Below are 19,001 nucleotides of genomic sequence, written 5' to 3' on the forward strand. Positions count from 1 at the left end.
TTCGCCCGGGATCCTCAACGCGCAATTCGCGACAGACCGTCTAGCCCGGTCATTTGGCCGCGGCCGAGACTAATGGTGAGTACCGGACGGGCTCACTTTAGGGGCCTGGTGAAAAAACTAAAAAGAATAAAAAAGAAATAGAACCTTTGTTTGTGGAATATAAAACTCGACACGAAAAAAAACCCCGCCAGCAGGCGGGGCTTTTTCTTTGCTGCTATTACATGAAGCTGTAGGTGTAGTTGAAGATCAGACGGGTCTGGTCTTGATCAAGGGTACTGGTGTTGCCGCGATAGGTACCGTGACGCAGAGTCGTACCAAACCCTTTCAGCATGCCCGTTTGAATAACGTAATCCACACGCGCGTCAGTCTCGTGCTCGCTCAGGTCTTTACCAACACCGTTGGTAGCCTTGATGTCTTGGCCATTCAAGTAAGCAATCGAAGCTTTCAAGCCTGGCACGCCCAGGGAGGCGAAGTCATAGGAGTACTGACCGAACGTGGTGTTTTCACCGGCACGGATAAAGCTGCCAACCGTGGCGTCGGTAAACGAGTAGAAGCTGGAGCCGCCAGCACCTTCAGGATTACCGTTGTCATTGACAAGGTTGCCTTGGTTCAAGAAAACGAAGCCGCCGTCATCGCTGACACGCTGATGCCCGATCAGGAACGCGCTACCACCCAGGGTATAGGTGAACATGGCGCTCCAGGTCGTGTTATCGACAACGCCCTTTTCCTTGGCGAAGCCATTGTTGTTGTTGAATTGGTAGCCGGCTTCGCCGTTCTTGCCGTCGGAACTGCTATCGAAATAACGAAGATCGGTCTTGAACGACTGGTTGTCAGCGATCTTGTAGACGTGCACCAGGCCGAGGAAGTTCTGCTTGTAGTAGTCTTTCAGGTTCGCATAGTAGTACTGCAGCATGAGGTCTTTGGTGACCTTCCAGTCTGCACCGCCGTAACGGAACTGGTTGCTGTCCTGAGTACCGCCAGCCACCGCCATACCGGTGTCGTTGGAAGAGGCGCGACCCGACGCGTGCTCCAGTTGACCCAGGTTGAAGGTCACGTCGTCGATTTCCTTCGAGGTGATGGTGCCACCTTCAAAGGTCTGCGGCAGCAAACGGCTGTCGTTCGCTAGCAGGATCGGCAACTGGGGTGCCAGACCCCCACCCAGGTGGGCTTCGGTCTTCGAGAAGCGCGCCTTGACGTTGCCATCCAAACGGCTCCACTCGTCGGCCGCCCCATTGCCATCGCTAGGGAAGAATGAGTTGCTGTTACCGGTCGGGTGATGCCCCGGGCCGCCATCCAGGTGGATACCGACCAGTGCCTGGGCGTCGATACCAAAACCAACGGTACCCTGGGTGAAACCGGACAGGTAATCGAACTTGAGACCTTCAGCGGTTTCTCGCTGTCTGTTCGCAGGAGTGCTCGCACCTTCACGCATATCGGCATCGTAATACATGGTGCGGGAACTGACGGAAGCCTTGCTGTCTTCCAGGAAACCGGCGGCGCCTGCCTGCTGCGCCAAAACCCCAACAGCCACGGCCAAGGCCAAGGTCGACTTGTTCATTGTTTCGCTCCTCTCGTTTCTAATTCTTCTGGTCCTGGTTCGGGGTCAAATGCCTCGAATCCTAAGATGCGCGATTAGCGCCAGACCGTGACCCACAAGTCAATCGTAACCATGCGTGTCTACGACCATAGTCTAATCCCCCGATTATTTGGTCCTTGCAGGGTTCATGATTTTGTCATAAACCCAAAAAGAAATTTATTATCCCTTTTTTTCATACCTTTTAGGAATAACGCTCACCCCAGCGTCGGCCCGCAATAGAGCGGCCGACTCATAAGCCAATTCCTAAACGGTATTTATTTAGCTGCTTTTTTGATCGTTTGGCTTTGACGCAATTCGGTAACATTTCCCCTACCCGAGAAGCGCTGCCATGACGACCAAACGCGCACTATCCGGTCCAATTGTTACAGTTTATGTATCGCTTGTAATTTCGTTCTTCGCTCATGCGGTGAACCTCACCGCTGGCTGTTAAACCGGCATTGATCCGAACAAAGTCCCCCTTGTTAGCGTTCTGCGGGCTGCAGGATTACTCGCCGTATGTCAGCGCGAAATACGTACAGGAGTAACGCAAGTTACCTGTAGAAGCTGACGCCGGCTCCTACAGGAGATCGAGGTTATAGGGTTTTTTCGAAGATCTTCGAATTGCGCTGATAGTTGTACAGCGACGCCCGCGCCGACGGCAGCCGGTCCACGCTGCTCGGCACAAACCCACGCTCACGGAACCAGTGGGCGGTCCGGGTGGTGAGCACGAACAAGGTTTTCAACCCTTGAGCCCGTGCACGGGATTCGATCCGTTCCAGCAGTTCATCCCCGCGACCGCCATGACGGTATTCCGGGTTCACGGCCAGACACGCCAACTCCCCGGCATCCGAATCGGCGATCTGATACAGCGCCGCGCAAGCGATGATCATGCCTTCGCGTTCGACCACGCTGAACTGTTCGATCTCCCGCTCGAGCACCTCGCGGGAGCGACGCACCAGAATCCCCTGCTCTTCCAGCGGGCTGATCAGGTCCAGCAAACCGCCGACGTCTTCGATCGCTGCTTCGCGCACGACCTCGAATTGCTCTTGCGCCACCAGCGTACCGCCGCCGTCGCGGGTGAACAGCTCGGTCAGCAGCGCGCCGTTTTCGACATAGCTGACGATATGGCTGCGAGCCACGCCGCCACGACAGGCTTCAGCGGCGGCATCCAGCAGTTCAGCCTGATAGTTGCTGCCCAGGCGCAGCAGATGCGCTGGCACTTGCTGGGGACGCAGCTCGCGAACCAGACGACCGTTTTCGTCGATCAAGCCCAAGTCGGCACCGAACAGCAGGAGTTTGTCCGCGCCCAGATCAATGGCGGCGCGCGTGGCAACGTCTTCGCAAGCAAGATTGAAAATCTCACCGGTCGGCGAGTAACCCAACGGCGACAGCAGCACGATGGAGCGCTCGTCCAGCAGGCGATTGATGCCCTTGCGGTCGACCCGGCGTACTTCGCCAGTGTGGTGATAGTCGACGCCTTCGAGCACGCCGATTGGCCGTGCGGTCACCAGGTTGCCACTGGCCACCCGCAGACGCGAGCCCTGCATCGGCGACGAGGCCATGTCCATCGACAGCCGCGCTTCGATGGCGATGCGCAATTGGCCAACCGCATCAATCACGCATTCCAGCGTCGCCGCATCGGTGATGCGCATGCCATGGTGGTAATGCGGGGTCAGGCCACGCGCGGCCAGGCGGGTTTCAATTTGCGGACGGGAACCGTGAACCAGCACCAGACGCACGCCAAGGCTGTGCAACAGCACCAGGTCGTGGACGATATTGCCAAAGTTGGGGTGCTCCACGCCGTCGCCGGGCAGCATGACGACAAAGGTGCAATCGCGGTGGGCATTGATGTAAGGCGAAGCGTGACGAAGCCAATTGACGTATTCGGGCATGAACCTGGGCCTGTAATAAATAGCAGCCGAAAAAAGGGCGAAACTGAAAACGCACAGCGGGCTGATGGTTATCGTCGGAACAGGCTTGGCGACACGCGCGCTCTCCTTATGAATACGGGTTGGGACAACAGCAATTTAAACGCGGAACCCTGTAGGAGCGAGCTTGCTCGCGAAAAACGTGAGAGCGCTACGTTTATCCAGGCAGACCTCGTCATCGTTAACGTCCATCGCGAGCAAGCTCGCTCCTACAGTGGATTGTTAGCCGGTGTCAGGCAGTAATGTTCAATCAACTGACGTAATAGATGCACCGTAGGCTGCAAACGTGACATTTCGAGGAATTCCCCCGGTTGATGGGCACAGGCGATGTCGCCAGGGCCAAGCACCAGTGTTTCACAGCCAAGACGCTGAAGATAAGGCGCTTCGGTGGCGAACGCCACTGCTTCGGCGCGATGACCGGTGAGCTTTTCCGCGAGCCGCACCAATTCTGCGTCCTCGGCCTGCTCGAAGGGCGGCACTTCGGGGAACAGCGGCGCGTAATCGATTTTCACTTGATGCCGTTCGGCAATCGGATTGAGCTTTTGCAAAATCGCTGCGCGCAGGGCTTTTGGGTCCATGCCAGGCAACGGCCGCAAATCGAATTCCAGCGAACACTGGCCGCAAATGCGGTTGGGGTTGTCGCCGCCATGAATGCAGCCAAAATTCAGGGTCGGATGGGGCACGCTGAACTGCGGGTTGCGGAATTCGCGCTGCCAACGCAAGCGCAAACCGCGCAATTCGCCGATGGCATCGTGCATGGCTTCAAGGGCGCTGTGGCCCAGGCGCGGGTCCGAGGAGTGACCGCTTTGGCCGAGGATGTCGATGCGCTCCATCATGATGCCTTTATGCATGCGGATCGGCTTGAGCCCGGTCGGCTCGCCAATCACCGCCGCACGGCCCAGCGGGCGCCCCGCTTGCGCCAACGCGCGGGCACCGGACATTGAGCTTTCTTCATCGCAGGTGGCAAGAATCAGCAGCGGTTGCTTGAACGGTTGATCGAGCAAGGGTTTGACGGCTTCGATGGCCAGGGCGAAAAAGCCCTTCATGTCGCAACTGCCCAAACCGACCCAGCGGCCGTCGACTTCGGTGAGTTTCAGGGGGTCGGTCTGCCACAGCGCGCCATCGAACGGCACGGTGTCACTGTGACCCGCCAGCACCAGGCCTCCGGGGCCGGAACCGAAACTGGCCAGCAGGTTGTACTTGCCGGGCATGACCTGTTGAATGTCGCAGGCAAAGCCCAGGTCACCGAGCCAGGTCGCGAGCAAATCAATCACTGGACGATTGGTTTGATCGAGGCTGGGCTGGGTACAACTGACGGACGGCGCAGCGATCAGCGCAGCGAACTGATCTTTCATGGATGGCAAAGGCATCGCTGACTCCCAACTCCAGGTTTGAGTCCATCATAGAACCATCCGGTGACAGGAATAAACTGTCGCGGTCGTCACCAAGCGTCAACAGACCCTATCTCGAATGAGTCCTGTACACTGCATGACCTTGGCAGCCACACATTCCCCCGGCTGCGCTCCCGATCCTGGATTTTCCGGCCATGCAGAAAGAAACCGAAATCAAACTCCGCGTCAGCCGCGAAACCCTCGCCGCTCTGCGCGAGCACCCGCTCCTGAAAAAACGCAACAAAAGTGGCTGGGAACGCCGTGAGTTGATGAATCAATACTTCGACACGCCTGAGCGCGACCTGGCCCGCGCCAAGGTTGCCCTGCGCCTGCGCCGCGATGGCGAAGAAGTGATTCAGACCCTCAAGACGCGTGGCCAGAGCGTCGCCGGCCTGTCCGAACGTCACGAATACGACTGGAACCTGCCAAAAGCCAAGCTCGACGTGAAGAAACTCGACGGCGAATGCTGGCCCGAAGAGTTGGCCGAGCTGGACAAGAAAACCCTGAAGCCGATCTTCACCACCGATTTCGTCCGCGAGCGCGCCGAGCTCGCGTGGGGCCGAGGCAAGACCAAAGTCGTCATCGAAGCCGCTCTGGACCTGGGCCACGTGGTGGTCGGCAAGCAGAAGGAAGAAATCTGCGAGCTGGAACTGGAACTGCGTGAAGGCGATCCGGCCGCGCTTTTGGAACTGGCCGCCGAACTGGCCGCGACCCTGCCCCTGATGCCATGTGACATCAGCAAGGCCGAGCGCGGTTATCGCCTGTACGACGCCAACAGCTACTCACTGAGTTTGCCGGCGCCGCAGATCACCGCCGAAACCCCGCTGGACGACGCCTTCGCCGCCCTGAGCTGGCACTTGCTGGGCAGCAGCCAGCGCCTGGCCGAGCAATATCGCTTCAACGGCCACTGGCGCCTGTTGCAGGACTGGGTCGAAAACCTGGCTGAATTGCGCGCACTGCTGAGCAGCCTCGGCCAAGCGGCACCGCGTCAGTCGACTCACGACTTGCGCGTCGCGCTGGATGCGTTGCTGGAAGACTGGCGCCCGCTGGTTCTGGCCGGTCTGGACGATGAAGACGTGCGCAAAGCCGCGCCTGAGCAGTTCCTTGAAGAACTCGAAGACCCGCGCTGGGGCCTGTTTTCCCTGACCACTTCGCGCTGGTTGATGGCCCGCACCTGGGCTACCGATCGTAACGTGCGCGGCAATCGCCAGGGCGCGGCGCAACTGGGCAGCTGGTTGCCACGCCTGCTGGGCGAGGAAGCCACTTCACTGCAATTGCAGCGTTACCAGCAACAACCGGAAGACCTGGCCGAGCAACTGCCGCGTATCGAACGCATCCAGGCCTGGCTGCACCACGCCCGCAGCGTGCTGGACATCCCGGAAATGGATCGCCTGTATGGCGAGCTGAAACAGCTTGCTCTGCTGGCTAACGAGCCGATTACCGATGAATCCCTGGATGCGCGCAAGCAGCAGGCGATTGCTGTTTATCAGAATCGTGCCTGGAAGATGCTGCTGCGCATGTAAGACCGCCTTCGCGGGCAAGCCTCGCTCCTACATCCACCGTAGGAGCGAGGCTTGCCCGCGAAGAGGCCAGCCCGGTCACCGCAAATCTTCAGACCGGCAAACTCGTCGTGGACTTTATTTCCGATAAAGCCACAATCGAGTTCACCTCCTGTATCCCCGGCACCATCGACAGCTTTTCGAAGAAAAACCGCTCATACGCCTCAATGTCCGCCGTCACAATCCGCAGCAAGAAATCCACCGACCCCATCAACACATAACACTCCAGCACTTCGGGAAAGCCGCGAATCGCCTCGGTAAACTCAGTGAAGTTCGAACGCCCGTGCGCGTTGAGTTTGATCTCCGCAAAGATCTGCGTGTTAAGCCCGATTTTCTTCCGGTCAAGCAGCGTCACCTGACCGCGAATGATCCCCTCCTCCTTCATCCGCTGAATGCGCCGCCAACAGGGCGACTGCGAGAGCCCTACCTGTTCGGCGATCTGCGCGCTGGAGAGGGAAGCGTCTTCTTGCAGCAACGCGAGAATCTTTCGGTCGTAGCTATCCAGCTCGCTGTGCATAAAAAAACCTTCAAACAGGGACTTATTGAATGGTGCAATTCGATAAACCGCTAATATGGCCCATCATAGATAAGAAATGCCCCCTCCCGAATGTAAAAATTCCTCCAATGATTTTGGAGGCCAACCATGCCGCATTTAGAAGCCGTCAACACCCTGCCCACCCGCGCCGATGTCTGGAACGTCAGCAACGCTCACTGCCGCGCTCACTACCAACTGCTCGCCGAGGCTGAGCCCGATCTGTTGTGTCGGGCGCTCAACTTGTTTGCCTTGCAATGTCTGACGCCGCAGCAAGTCAACGTGCAGCGGATGGACGACCTGATGTCGATCGACATCATCATGGACGGCCTGAGCTGGCACCGCGCCCAGCTCATCGCGGACAAATTACGTAACCTGATCAGCGTCTGTTCGGTGGCTCTGCAACCCGCCGATACGACGTGGGATGAGCCGGCTCAAGCGGCAGGCTGAAAAAGCCCGACACGGCTTTGTCAGGTAGTGGCCCAGCGGTCTGCGGGTCCGCGGCTATCCTTTGCGAACTGTTGTTCATGAGGAGCCCGCATGTCCGTTCAACTTGCCATTCAGGACCGCTGGCTGGATCTCAATGATTTGCTGCGTGAGCTGGTCGCCCAGGGTTTTATCAGCCAGGACTCGGCCGAACACGCGCTCAATGCCCGTCGCCGTCACGCCGCCAATGGCCAGATGCACCCGCTGGAATTTATCGCCAGCCAGCACCTGGACGACCTCAGCCGTCCGGGCAAACACCTCGATCTGGAAAGCCTGACGCTGTGGCTGTCGCAGCAAGCCGGCCAGCCTTACTTGCGCATCGACCCGCTGAAAATCAACGTCGCGGCCATCACCCCGCTGATGTCCTACGCCTTCGCCCAACGCCACAAGATTCTCGCGGTGTCCATCGACCGCGAGGCGGTCACCGTGGCCAGCGCCCAGCCTTACGTCAACGGTTGGGAAGCCGACCTGACCCACGTGCTGAAGCTGCCGATCAAGCGTGTGGTGGCCAACCCCGTGGACATCCAGCGCTTCAGCGTGGAGTTCTTCCGCCTGGCCAAATCGGTCACCGGCGCGAACAACAACGATCAACAGATGAATACGCTGGGCAACTTTGAACAGTTGCTCAACCTCGGTGCCAGCGACCAGGAACCGGACGCCAACGACGCGCACATCGTCAACATCGTCGACTGGCTGTTCCAGTACGCGTTCCAGCAGCGCGCCAGCGATATCCACATCGAACCCCGGCGCGAGCAAGGCACGGTGCGCTTTCGCATCGACGGCGTGCTGCACAACGTTTATCAATTCCCGCCGCAGGTCACCATGGCGATTGTCAGTCGCCTGAAAAGCCTGGGGCGGATGAACGTCGCGGAAAAACGCAAACCCCAGGACGGCCGGGTGAAGACCAAAACCCCGGACGGTGGCGAAGTCGAGCTGCGCCTGTCGACATTACCCACCGCATTTGGGGAAAAAATGGTCATGCGGATCTTTGACCCGGAGGTACTGCTCAAGGATTTCGATCAGCTTGGGTTTTCGGTCGAGGACCTGCGCCGCTGGCAGGACATGACGAGCCAACCCAACGGCATCATCCTCGTGACCGGCCCTACGGGTTCCGGCAAAACCACCACGCTCTACACCACGCTGAAGAAGCTGGCGACACCACAGGTCAACCTCTGCACCATCGAAGACCCGATCGAAATGGTCGAGCCGGCGTTCAACCAGATGCAGGTCCAGCACAACATCGACCTGACGTTCGCCGCGGGCGTGCGGGCGCTGATGCGGCAGGATCCGGACATCATAATGATCGGCGAAATCCGCGACCTCGAAACCGCAGAAGTGGCCATCCAGGCCGCGCTCACCGGCCACCTGGTGCTGTCGACGCTGCACACCAACGATGCACCCAGCGCGATCAGCCGCCTGCTGGAACTGGGCGTCCCGCATTACCTGATCAAAGCCACGGTGCTCGGGGTCATGGCCCAACGCCTGGTCCGCACCTTGTGCCCGCACTGCAAGGCGCCGCTGACGCCGGGCGAAGAGGACTGGCAAACCCTGACCAAACCCTGGCAAGCACCGCTACCGACCCACGCCCAGCGCGCCATCGGCTGCCTGGAATGCCGCGACACCGGCTACCGAGGCCGCGCCGGGGTTTACGAAATCATGCAGCTGACCGATGGCATCAAGACGCTGATCAACCCGGATACCGATTTGCAGGCGATCCGGCGCCAGGCCTTCAAGGAAGGTATGCGCAGTCTGCGGTTATCGGGTGCACAGAAAGTGGCGGCCGGGCTGACCACCCTCGAGGAGGTGTTGCGGGTGACGCCGCAGAGCGAGCAGAAATGAATCCTTTTGTGTCTCTTGATGATGCAAGGGCTGACTAATAGTTCTTATCCCCGACCCGCGCCGCTACACTCCTGCGATCGCAACTTCATTGATCAACAGGGAATCGTTATGCAGATCGGTAGCGTGCTTTTACTGTTTGTCGGCCTCGTGGTCGCCATTCTGTTCATGGGCTTCAAGGTTGTGCCTCAGGGTTACCAGTGGACGGTCGAGCGTTTTGGCCGTTATACCAACACTCTGAAGCCTGGCCTGAACATCATCATTCCGGTCATGGACCGCATCGGCCGCAAGATCAACGTGATGGAAAGCGTGCTGGACATTCCGCCCCAGGAAGTCATCACCGCCGACAACGCCACCGTGCAGATCGACGCCGTATGCTTCTTCCAGGTGGTCAACACCGCACAGGCCGCCTACGAGGTGAACAACCTCGAACATGCCATCCGCAACCTGCTGCAAACCAACATCCGTACCGTGCTCGGTTCGATGGAACTGGACGCGATGCTCAGCCAGCGCGACGGGATCAACGAAAAACTGCTGCGCACTGTCGACGAAGCCACGGCACCGTGGGGCATCAAGATCACCCGGATCGAGATCAAGGACATCAGCCCTCCGGCTGACTTGATGGCCGCGATGTCGGGGCAAATGAAAGCCGAACGGATCAAGCGCGCGCAAATCCTTGAAGCCGAGGGCCTGCGAGCCGCCGCGATCCTGACCGCCGAAGGCAAGAAGCAAGCACAGATTCTGGAGGCCGAAGGGGGTCGTCAGGCGGCGTTCCTCGAAGCTGAAGCCCGTGAACGGCAAGCCGAAGCCGAAGCCCAGGCGACCAAAGTGGTGTCCGAAGCCATCGCTGGCGGTAACGTGCAAGCGGTCAACTATTTCGTCGCGCAGAAGTACATCGATGCGCTGGGCAAACTGGCCTCGGCCAACAACAGTAAAGTGATTCTGATGCCGCTCGAGGCCAGCTCGATGATCGGCGCGGTCGGCGGCATCGGCGAAATCGTCAAGGCCACCTTCGATAACAAGAAAGCCTGAGGCACGTTATGTGGGCATTCCTGCAGCATTTATCGTTCTGGGACTGGCTGGCGCTGGGCACCATGCTGCTGATTCTCGAAGTGTTCGGCGCAGGTGGCTATCTGTTGTGGATCGGCATGGCCGCCGCCACCGTTGGCGTCCTGACCTTTGTCGTGCCGGACATGTCCTGGGAATTGCAGATTCTGTTATTTGGCCTGCTCTCGATCGCTACGGCCCTGTATTGGTGGAGACGCCAGCGCAGCGCCGTGCGCCAGAGTGACGAGCCCAATCTCAATTTGCGGGGTCAGGAATTGATCGGCAAAACCTTCGTGGTGCATGAAGCGATTGTCGACGGTCGCGGCAAGATCAAGGTCGCTGACGGTGTGTGGATGGCCCGAGGTCCAGACGCAGCACTGGGTAGCCGCGTCCGGGTGATCGGGCAGCAAGGAGCCATTTTGCTGGTTGAGCCGGCGCAGTGAACGGTGATGGAACCGGATAGGGGATTGGCAATCAAACGGCGTAGTTAACCCTGTGGAGTCACCCATTATGCGTTTCAAACTTGCTATCGCTACCCTCGCCCTGTTGTCCCTTCCAGTCGGTTCGGCGATGGCCGATAGCTTTTGGCGTAACGTTTTATCCTCCGGTGCGACCACCGGCTCGACCTACCTGACCTCCAGGGATCATAAGCTGATCGTCGCTGCCCAGGACGATGCCGGCAGCTTTGTCGCCACCGATGGCGGCATCCGCGGTCCTTACCTGGAAGCTGCGATGCAGAAAGTTCGCGCCGATAATCCAGGCCTGCAGGCCACGGACATGGAACTGGCGAACGCCATCCTGGCGAAGAATGCCGTTGCCTCCGAATAAGCTTCTTGGCTGAACGAAAATGCCGCTCAACATGAGCGGCATTTTTTTGCCCAACATCGCCCCTGTAGGAGCGAGGCTTGCCCGCGAAAACGGTGTATCAGTCGACATCATGGCTGAAAGTAAACCGCCTTCGCGGGCAAGCCTCGCTCCTACACGGGCCAGGCTAATTAGCGGTAATCATCTACTGGAACACACGCACAAAACAGATTCCGGTCACCGTAAACATTGTCCACCCGATTCACCACCGGCCAGTATTTGTGAGCCTTGGTGTGTGCATCCGGCGTAACCGCCTGCTCGATGCTATAAGGCCGGTCCCATACGCCGGTGATGTCGGCAAGGGTGTGCGGCGAACGCTTGAGCGGGTTGTCTTCGGCTGGCCAGTTACCATTTTGCACCTCGGTGATTTCCGCGCGGATGCTCAGCATCGCCCCGATAAACCGGTCCAGTTCCGCCTTCGATTCACTCTCGGTCGGCTCGACCATCAAGGTGCCCGGTACCGGAAACGACATGGTCGGCGCATGGAAGCCGTAGTCCATCAACCGCTTGGCGACGTCTTCTTCGCTGATCCCGGTCAGTGCCTTCAGTGGCCGCAGATCCAGGATGCATTCATGTGCTACCCGCTCATTTCGCCCGGTGTAGAGGACCGGGAACGCACCGGACAAATGCTGCGCCAGGTAATTGGCCGCGAGAATCGCCACCTCGCTGGCGTCGGCCAGTTGCGGCCCCATCATGGCGATGTACATCCAGCTGATCGGCAGAATGCTTGCGCTGCCCCACGGTGCCGCACTGACGGCGCCGTTTTGCGCCAGTGGCCCGTCGATCGACACCACTGGGTGATTGGCCACGAAAGGGGCCAGATGTGCCCGCACGCCAATCGGTCCCATCCCCGGCCCGCCTCCGCCATGGGGAATGCAGAAAGTCTTGTGCAAGTTCATATGGGACACGTCGGCACCAATGTCAGCCGGCCGCGCCAGCCCGACTTGAGCGTTAAGATTGGCGCCGTCCATGTAAACCTGGCCGCCATGGCTGTGGATAACTTCACAGATTTCGCTGATGCCTTCCTCATAGACGCCATGGGTCGAAGGATAAGTCGCCATCAGGCAGGCGAGTTTTTCCCCAGCCGCAGCGGCTTTTTCTTTCAGGTCATGCAGATCGACGTTGCCCGCCTCGTCGCACTCGACGATCACCACCCGCATCCCCGCCATTTGCGCCGAAGCCGGGTTGGTACCGTGGGCCGAGGACGGAATCAGGCAGACATCCCGAGCGCCCTGATGGCGGCTCTCATGATATCTGCGGATCGCCAGCAACCCGGCGTATTCACCCTGGGCACCGGAATTGGGTTGCATGCAGATCGCATCGAAACCGGTGATCGCGCAGAGCCAGCGCTCCAGCTCTTCGATCATCAGCGAATAACCGACCGCCTGCTCTTTCGGCACAAACGGGTGCAGATTGGCGAACTGCGGCCAGGTGATCGGGATCATCTCGCTGGTGGCATTGAGTTTCATGGTGCAGGAGCCCAGCGGGATCATCGACTGGTTGAGCGCCAGATCCTTGTTCTCCAGTTGCTTGAGGTAGCGCAGCATCTCGGTTTCGCTGTGATGAGCGCTGAACACCGGATGACGCAAGTAAGGCGTGCTTCGAAGCAATCCGTCGGGAATGCCGGAAGGTAAGGTTTCAGCGTCCAGTTCGTCGACATTGAGGCCATGATCGGCCCCCAGCAAAACATCGAACAGCTTCGCCACGGTGGCTTCGTCGCAGGTTTCGTCCAGACTCAGGGCCAATTGCCCGCGCCCTAGAATGCGCAAGTTGATCTGCGCCCTCTGGGCGCTTTCGATGACCGCGGTCTGGGAGCCGCCGACCTCCAGCGTCAGCGTGTCGAAAAAGTGTTTATTGAGACGGGTGATGCCGTGGCGCGCAAGGCCCTCGGCGAGAATGCAGGTGAGCCGGTGCACGCGCTGGGCAATCCGTTTGAGCCCTTCGGGGCCGTGGTAGACCGCATAGAAACTGGCGATATTGGCCAGCAGCACTTGAGCGGTGCAGATGTTCGAGTTGGCCTTCTCCCGGCGGATATGTTGCTCGCGGGTTTGCAGGGCCATGCGCAACGCAGTGTTGCCGCGAGCGTCTTTCGAGACGCCGATGATCCGTCCCGGAATCGCTCGCTTGTACTCATCCCGACTGGCGAAAAACGCCGCGTGAGGCCCACCGTAACCCATTGGCACGCCGAACCGCTGGGATGAGCCGAACACCACGTCCGCCCCCAACTCCCCCGGCGGGGTCAGCAACAGCAGACTCAGCAGGTCGGTCGCAACACAGGCCAGGGCTTGCTGGGCATGCAGGTGATCGATCAATGGGCGAAGGTTGTGGATCTCACCATGGGTATCGGGATATTGCAGCAGAGCGCCGAATACCTGGTGCTGTTTCAAGTTATCCACAGCGTCGACGATCAGCTCGAAACCGAATCCCTCGGCCCGGGTCTGCACCACGGATATAGTCTGGGGATGACAGCGTTCGTCGACGAAGAACAAATTGCTTTTGGACTTGGCGACTCGCTTGGCCAGGGCCATCGCTTCCGCGGCTGCAGTGGCTTCATCCAGCAGTGACGCGTTGGCCAGTTCCAGGCCTGTGAGGTCGATGGTCAACTGCTGGAAGTTCAGCAGGGCTTCGAGCCGACCTTGGGCGATTTCCGGTTGGTACGGCGTGTAGGCGGTGTACCAACCGGGATTTTCCAGCACATTACGCAGAATAACGGCCGGCGTCAGGGTGCCGTAGTAACCCATACCGATCAGGCTCGTCCAGACCTGGTTTTGCTCGGCGTAGCCCCGAAGTTTGGCCAGTGCGGCTTCCTCGTCGAGGGCGGGCGGCAGGTCGAGCGCCCGGTTCAGGCGGATTCCCGGCGGCACCGTCTGCTCGATCAGCTCTACCCTGCTGCCGAGGCCGAGGCTGTCGAGCATCGCTTGCTGCTCGGCGGCATCGGGGCCGAGGTGGCGGCGAAGAAAGACATTGGGATCGCGTAACTGGCTCAAAGACGGCAACTGGGACATGACGGGCTCTCTCTTGACTGGCGCTCAGCGTCGATGCAACTCGGTCAAAGCAGCATAGCAGTCGATACTCGAACGGATGGCGTAGCGCCGTGGATCAATCCAGATCATCATGTTCGTCTCATGCCTAATATCCGCTGATCGGGGTTTCTGAATTCATGAATCAACTGCCTTTCCTGCCATTTTCCAAACCCACCATCGACGAAGCCACGATTGCCGCTGTCGGTGACGTATTGCGCTCGGGCTGGATAACCAGCGGCCCAAAGGTCCAGGCCTTTGAAGCGCAGCTCTCGGAGTATTTTGGCGGGCGGCCGGTGCGCACCTTCAACTCCGGCACCTGCACCATGGAAATCGCCTTGCGCATTGCCGGTATCGGGCCGGGCGATGAAGTGATCACCACCCCGATTTCCTGGGTCGCCACTGCCAACGTCATTCTGGAGGTCGGCGCCACGCCAGTGTTTGCCGACATCGACCCGATTACCCGCAACATCGACCTCGCACAAGTCGAAGCGGCCATTACCCCGCGCACCAAGGCCATCATCCCGGTGTACCTCGCCGGGCTGCCAGTGGACATGACGCACCTGTATGCACTGGCGAATAAGCACGACCTGCGGGTGGTGGAAGATGCGGCCCAAGCGCTGGGCTCAAGCTGGAACGGCCAGCGCATCGGCTCGACCGGCGATTTCGTGTCCTTCAGTTTCCAGGCGAACAAAAACGTCACCTCGTCAGAGGGCGGTTGCCTGGTATTGAACAATGACGAGGAAGTGCGGCTGGCGGAGAAATACCGTCTACAGGGCGTCACCCGTAGCGGCTTCGATGGACTGGACGTTGATGTGCTGGGCGGTAAATTCAACATGACGGATGTGGCAGCGGCCATTGGGCTGGGGCAGTTTGCGCACATCGAATCGATCACCGCTCATCGCCGTGAGCTGGCCAAGCATTACTTCGCCTGTTTTGGTGCGGATTTCGAAGCGCAATACGGTGCGCAGCTGCCACCGGCGGACTTCGAGAACAGCAACTGGCACTTGTTCCAACTGGTACTGCCAGAGCGTAAGGATGGCCAACCGGCACGGGCCACATTCATGGAGAAGATGCAGGCATTGGGTGTGGGCATCGGCTATCACTACCCGCCGATTCACTTGCTGAGTCTTTATCGCGAACGCGGTTTCAAGGAAGGCATGTTCCCGGTGGCGGAACGGGTGGGTCGTTTGATTGTTTCGTTGCCGATGTTTACGGCCATGAGTAAAGCGGACGTCGAGCGTTCGGTGGCTGCGGTGAAGGCGGTACTGAAGCCTTAAAACCTGTGGGAGCGAGCCTGCTCGCGAAGTGGGAGTGTCAGTTGGCAAAAATGTTTGCTGACACACCGCTTTCGCGAGCAGGCTCGCTCCCACATGGATTACTCGCCGATCGCGGCTTTGTAGCCTGCCGCGTCGAGCAGTTTTTCCAGGTCAGCCGCGTTGCTTGGCTTGAGCTTGAAGATCCAGGCGCCGTACGGGTCGGTGTTGAGCAATTCCGGATTAGCGCTCAATTCTTCGTTGACCGCAATCACTTCACCAGCAATCGGGGAGTAGATGTCGGAAGCCGCTTTAACCGACTCCACTACACCGGCCTGATCTTCGGCAGCAAACACATTGCCCACTTCAGTCAGCTCAACGAACACCACGTCGCCCAAGGCTTCCTGAGCGTGATCGCTGATGCCCACGGTGACGGTGCCATCGGCTTCCAGACGGGCCCATTCGTGACTTTCGGCAAACCGCAGGTCGGCAGGGATATCGCTCATATTCTGTGTCCTCAAGAAAAATGTCAGCGGTCGTTGCCCGCCAGAAAAGGTTAGATCAAGGTTTTGCCATGGCGAACGAAGGTCGGTTTGACCACTCGGACCGGGTACCACTTGCCACGGATTTCCACTTCAGCGCGGTCGGCAGTTGCCATTGGCACGCGCGCCAGTGCTATCGACTTGCTAAGCGTAGGAGAGAAACTACCACTGGTGATCTCCCCTTCGCCAACATTGGCGATGCGGACCACTTGATGAGCGCGTAAAACCCCACGCTCCTCAAGGACCAGACCCACCAGTTTGTGCTGTATGCCGTTGGCCCTTTCGGCCTCAAGAGCGCTGCGCCCAATGAACTGACGAGTGGTCGGTTCCCAGGCAATGCTCCAGGTCATGTTGGAGGTCAGCGGTGAAACGTCTTGATGAATGTCCTGACCGTAGAGGTTCATGCCGGCTTCGACACGCAGGGTGTCTCGAGCACCAAGACCGATTGGGGAAATGCCTGCCCCCACCAGATCGTTGAAAAAACCCGGCGCCTGATTGGCCGGCAGAATGATTTCCAGGCCATCTTCGCCGGTGTAACCGGTACGCGCGATGAACCAGTCACCGTCGGGCTGGCCTTCAAAAGGCTTGAGCAGCTGGATCAGGTTGCCACGGGACTGGGTGACGAGCTCGCAGATTTTGTGCCGGGCCTGAGGCCCTTGAATGGCCAACATCGCCAGTTCGGAGCGTTCATGCAGCTGCACATCGAAACCATCGAGGTGGGCCTGCGTCCACGCCAGGTCCTGATCGCGGGTCGAGGCGTTGACCACCAGGCGATAGCCGTCGTCGAGACGATAGACAATCATGTCGTCGACGATGCCGCCGCGCTCATTGAGCATGGCGCTGTACAAGGCACGGCCTGGGCTGTGCAGGCGCTCGACGTCATTGGCCAGCAAATGCTGAAGCCAGGCCTTGGCCTGGGGGCCGCTAACATCGATCACGGTCATGTGGGATACATCGAAAACCCCGCAATCACGGCGCACCTGATGGTGCTCCTCGACCTGCGAGCCGTAATGCAGAGGCATATCCCAACCGCCAAAATCGACCATCTTCGCGCCGAGGGCGAGATGAAGGTCATACAGAGGCGTACGCTGTCCCATGGGTTTCTCCTTCCGGGCGTGGCGAAGGTGCGGGCAGGTGCTTCACGGGGTGAACGCCTTGAAATTCAAGGCTTTCAGCCGATTTCAGCTACCGGGTCTGTCAGACGGACCGCACCGAATGCCGCGCATTGTAGCCTCAAGGTGTAGGACTGGCACCTAGGTGTTTTGATGCGCTGAACGTCGAATCAATCCGATGACCGGTAAAAGCCCGACCAACACGAGGCTCAGGGCTGGCAATGACGCCCGTGCCCACTCGCCTTCGCTGGTCATTTCAAAGATCCGCACAGCCAGCGTGTCCCAGCCAAACGGGCGCATCAGCAGGGTCGCGGGCATTTCCTTGAGCACGTCGACGAACACCAGCAGCGCGGCACTCAACGTGCCAGGCAGCAAAAGCGGCAGATACACTTTGAAAAACAGTCGTGGCCCACTGACGCCGAGACTACGTGCTGCTTCGGGCAAAGAGGGCCGTATTCGCGCCAGACTGCTTTCCAGCGGCCCATACGCAACCGCGATAAAACGCACCAGATAAGCCAGCAGCAACGCTGAAAGGCTGCCCAGTAGTAACGGTTTGCCAGCACCACCGAGCCAACCCGACACGGGGATGACCAGTTCGCGGTCCAGGTAACTGAATGCCAGCATGATTGATACCGCCAGCACCGAGCCCGGCAGGGCGTAACCGAGGTTGGCCAGACTGACACCGGAACGGATCGCCCGGGTCGGCGCCAGACGTCGGGCAAACGCCAGCACCAGGGCGACACTCACGGTGATCAGCGCTGCCATGCCGCCCAGGTATAGGGTGTGGATGATCAGTCCGCTGTAACGCTCATCCAGGTCGAAGCGCCCCCGCTGCCAGAACCACACCACCAATTGCAGCATCGGTATGACGAAGGCGCAGGCGAACACCAGACCGCACCAACTCATGGCTGCCAGCGCTTTGAATCCCCGCAAGTGGTACAGCGCCTTGATCCGTGGTCGTTCGTTGCTTGCGCGGCTGGCGCCCCGAGCGCGGCGCTCGCCGTACAGCACGAGCATGACCACCAGCAGCAGCAAACTGGCCAGTTGAGCGGCGGATGAAAGGCTGAAAAAGCCGTACCAGGTTTTGTAGATAGCGGTCGTGAACGTGTCGAAATTGAACACCGACACCGCGCCGAAATCCGCGAGGGTTTCCATCAATGCCAACGCCACGCCCGCGCCGATGGCCGGGCGCGCCATGGGCAATGCGACTCGCCAGAACGCCTGCCATGGGGATTGCCCCAAGACACGCGCCGCTTCCATCAGGCCTTTGCCTTGCGCGAGGAACGCGGTGCGCGCCAACAGGTAAACGTAGGGATAAAAGACCAGCACCAACACGACAATGACGCCACCGGTAGACCGCACTCGCGGCCACCGCAGGCCGGCGCCGAACCATTCGCGCATCAGGGTTTGCACGGGACCTGCGAAATCCAGCAGTCCGACGAAGACAAAGGCCAGCACGTAGGCTGGTATCGCGAAGGGCAGCATCAGCGCCCAGTCCAGCCAGCGTCGACCGGGGAATTCACAGAGGCTGGTGAGCCAGGCCAGGCTGACACCCAGGAGCGTTACGCCGACACCGACACCGAGCACCAGCGTCAGGGTGTTGCCCAGCAGGCGTGGCATCTGGGTGTCCCAGAGGTGGGACCAGATTTGAGAGTCGATGGTTTGCCAGGAGAGCAGCAGCACGCTAAGTGGCAGCAGGACCAGCGCAGCGATGGCGAAGACCAGCGGATACCAGCGACGTTGGGCGGGGTGGGCCAAGGAAAACTCTCTAAGGAAAATCGGCGAAATCCACGTCAAACACAAAAGATCGTCCGAGCGCAGGTTCGGTGACGCGTTCGGACGATCTTTTGAT

The 19,001-nt window shown here is 59.4% G+C and carries 15 protein-coding genes; 7 read left to right on the forward strand and 8 right to left on the reverse strand.

The genetic code is table 11. The annotated features are described in order from the left end of the window. Positions 1–217: 217 nt before the first annotated feature. The 3 genes from ACM6IR_RS26840 to argE all read right to left on the reverse strand — a co-directional run bounded on the left by ACM6IR_RS26840 (position 218) and on the right by argE (position 4,874). Positions 218–1,558, reverse strand: coding sequence for an OprD family outer membrane porin (locus ACM6IR_RS26840; RefSeq protein WP_414910486.1), 1,341 nt, complete (start codon positions 1,556–1,558; stop codon positions 218–220). Positions 1,559–2,169: 611 nt separating this feature from the next. Next, positions 2,170–3,468: an amino-acid N-acetyltransferase gene (argA, locus tag ACM6IR_RS26845; RefSeq protein WP_414910487.1), complete on the reverse strand. Its 1,299-nt coding sequence runs from the start codon at positions 3,466–3,468 to the stop codon at positions 2,170–2,172. Positions 3,469–3,713: 245 nt separating this feature from the next. Continuing rightward, on the reverse strand, positions 3,714–4,874 hold the full coding sequence (gene argE, locus ACM6IR_RS26850) for an acetylornithine deacetylase (protein ID WP_414910488.1): 1,161 nt from the start codon (positions 4,872–4,874) through the stop codon (positions 3,714–3,716). A 176-nt stretch (positions 4,875–5,050) separates the two neighbouring features. Between argE and ACM6IR_RS26855 the strand changes: the two genes are divergently transcribed. Next, positions 5,051–6,418 carry an inorganic triphosphatase gene (locus ACM6IR_RS26855; RefSeq protein ID WP_414910489.1) on the forward strand — a complete coding sequence of 456 codons (1,368 nt, stop codon included), beginning with the start codon at positions 5,051–5,053 and terminating at the stop codon, positions 6,416–6,418. An 88-nt stretch (positions 6,419–6,506) separates the two neighbouring features. Here the strand turns inward: ACM6IR_RS26855 and ACM6IR_RS26860 are convergent, their stop codons facing one another. Next, positions 6,507–6,971 (reverse strand): Lrp/AsnC family transcriptional regulator, encoded by a 465-nt coding sequence (locus tag ACM6IR_RS26860; protein WP_109635733.1) that lies wholly within the window; start codon positions 6,969–6,971, stop codon positions 6,507–6,509. 126 nt (positions 6,972–7,097) lie between these two features. Between ACM6IR_RS26860 and ACM6IR_RS26865 the strand changes: the two genes are divergently transcribed. The 5 genes from ACM6IR_RS26865 (at position 7,098) to ACM6IR_RS26885 (ending at position 11,183) form a co-directional block, all read left to right on the forward strand. Next, positions 7,098–7,436, forward strand: a complete 339-nt coding sequence (locus ACM6IR_RS26865; RefSeq protein ID WP_414910490.1) for a hypothetical protein — start codon at positions 7,098–7,100, stop codon at positions 7,434–7,436. Positions 7,437–7,526: 90 nt separating this feature from the next. After that, positions 7,527–9,311, forward strand: coding sequence for a GspE/PulE family protein (locus ACM6IR_RS26870; RefSeq protein WP_414910491.1), 1,785 nt, complete (start codon positions 7,527–7,529; stop codon positions 9,309–9,311). A gap of 108 nt (positions 9,312–9,419) precedes the next feature. After that, positions 9,420–10,340: an SPFH domain-containing protein gene (locus ACM6IR_RS26875; protein WP_008150402.1), complete on the forward strand. Its 921-nt coding sequence runs from the start codon at positions 9,420–9,422 to the stop codon at positions 10,338–10,340. 8 nt (positions 10,341–10,348) lie between these two features. Further along, positions 10,349–10,798, forward strand: coding sequence for an NfeD family protein (locus ACM6IR_RS26880; protein WP_414910492.1), 450 nt, complete (start codon positions 10,349–10,351; stop codon positions 10,796–10,798). A gap of 64 nt (positions 10,799–10,862) precedes the next feature. Then, positions 10,863–11,183, forward strand: coding sequence for a DUF2388 domain-containing protein (locus ACM6IR_RS26885; RefSeq protein WP_414910533.1), 321 nt, complete (start codon positions 10,863–10,865; stop codon positions 11,181–11,183). A gap of 167 nt (positions 11,184–11,350) precedes the next feature. Here the strand turns inward: ACM6IR_RS26885 and gcvP are convergent, their stop codons facing one another. Beyond that, positions 11,351–14,224, reverse strand: a complete 2,874-nt coding sequence (gcvP, locus tag ACM6IR_RS26890) for an aminomethyl-transferring glycine dehydrogenase (protein ID WP_414910493.1) — start codon at positions 14,222–14,224, stop codon at positions 11,351–11,353. A 155-nt stretch (positions 14,225–14,379) separates the two neighbouring features. Here gcvP and ACM6IR_RS26895 point away from each other — a divergent pair, with 155 nt between their 5' ends. Continuing rightward, positions 14,380–15,519 (forward strand): DegT/DnrJ/EryC1/StrS family aminotransferase, encoded by a 1,140-nt coding sequence (locus ACM6IR_RS26895; RefSeq protein ID WP_414910494.1) that lies wholly within the window; start codon positions 14,380–14,382, stop codon positions 15,517–15,519. Positions 15,520–15,617: 98 nt separating this feature from the next. On the opposite strand, the gene gcvH is transcribed toward ACM6IR_RS26895, so the two are convergent. The 3 genes from gcvH to ACM6IR_RS26910 all read right to left on the reverse strand — a co-directional run bounded on the left by gcvH (position 15,618) and on the right by ACM6IR_RS26910 (position 18,907). After that, a complete protein-coding gene (gene gcvH / locus ACM6IR_RS26900) occupies positions 15,618–16,001 on the reverse strand; it encodes a glycine cleavage system protein GcvH (protein ID WP_414910495.1) in 384 nt (127 codons plus the stop codon). A gap of 50 nt (positions 16,002–16,051) precedes the next feature. Further along, on the reverse strand, positions 16,052–17,134 hold the full coding sequence (gene gcvT / locus ACM6IR_RS26905) for a glycine cleavage system aminomethyltransferase GcvT (RefSeq protein ID WP_414910496.1): 1,083 nt from the start codon (positions 17,132–17,134) through the stop codon (positions 16,052–16,054). A gap of 156 nt (positions 17,135–17,290) precedes the next feature. After that, positions 17,291–18,907 carry an ABC transporter permease gene (locus ACM6IR_RS26910; protein ID WP_414910497.1) on the reverse strand — a complete coding sequence of 539 codons (1,617 nt, stop codon included), beginning with the start codon at positions 18,905–18,907 and terminating at the stop codon, positions 17,291–17,293. Positions 18,908–19,001 lie beyond the last annotated feature (94 nt).

The organism is Pseudomonas sp. IT-P253 (genome assembly GCF_949768125.1).
Lineage (GTDB): Bacteria > Pseudomonadota > Gammaproteobacteria > Pseudomonadales > Pseudomonadaceae > Aquipseudomonas.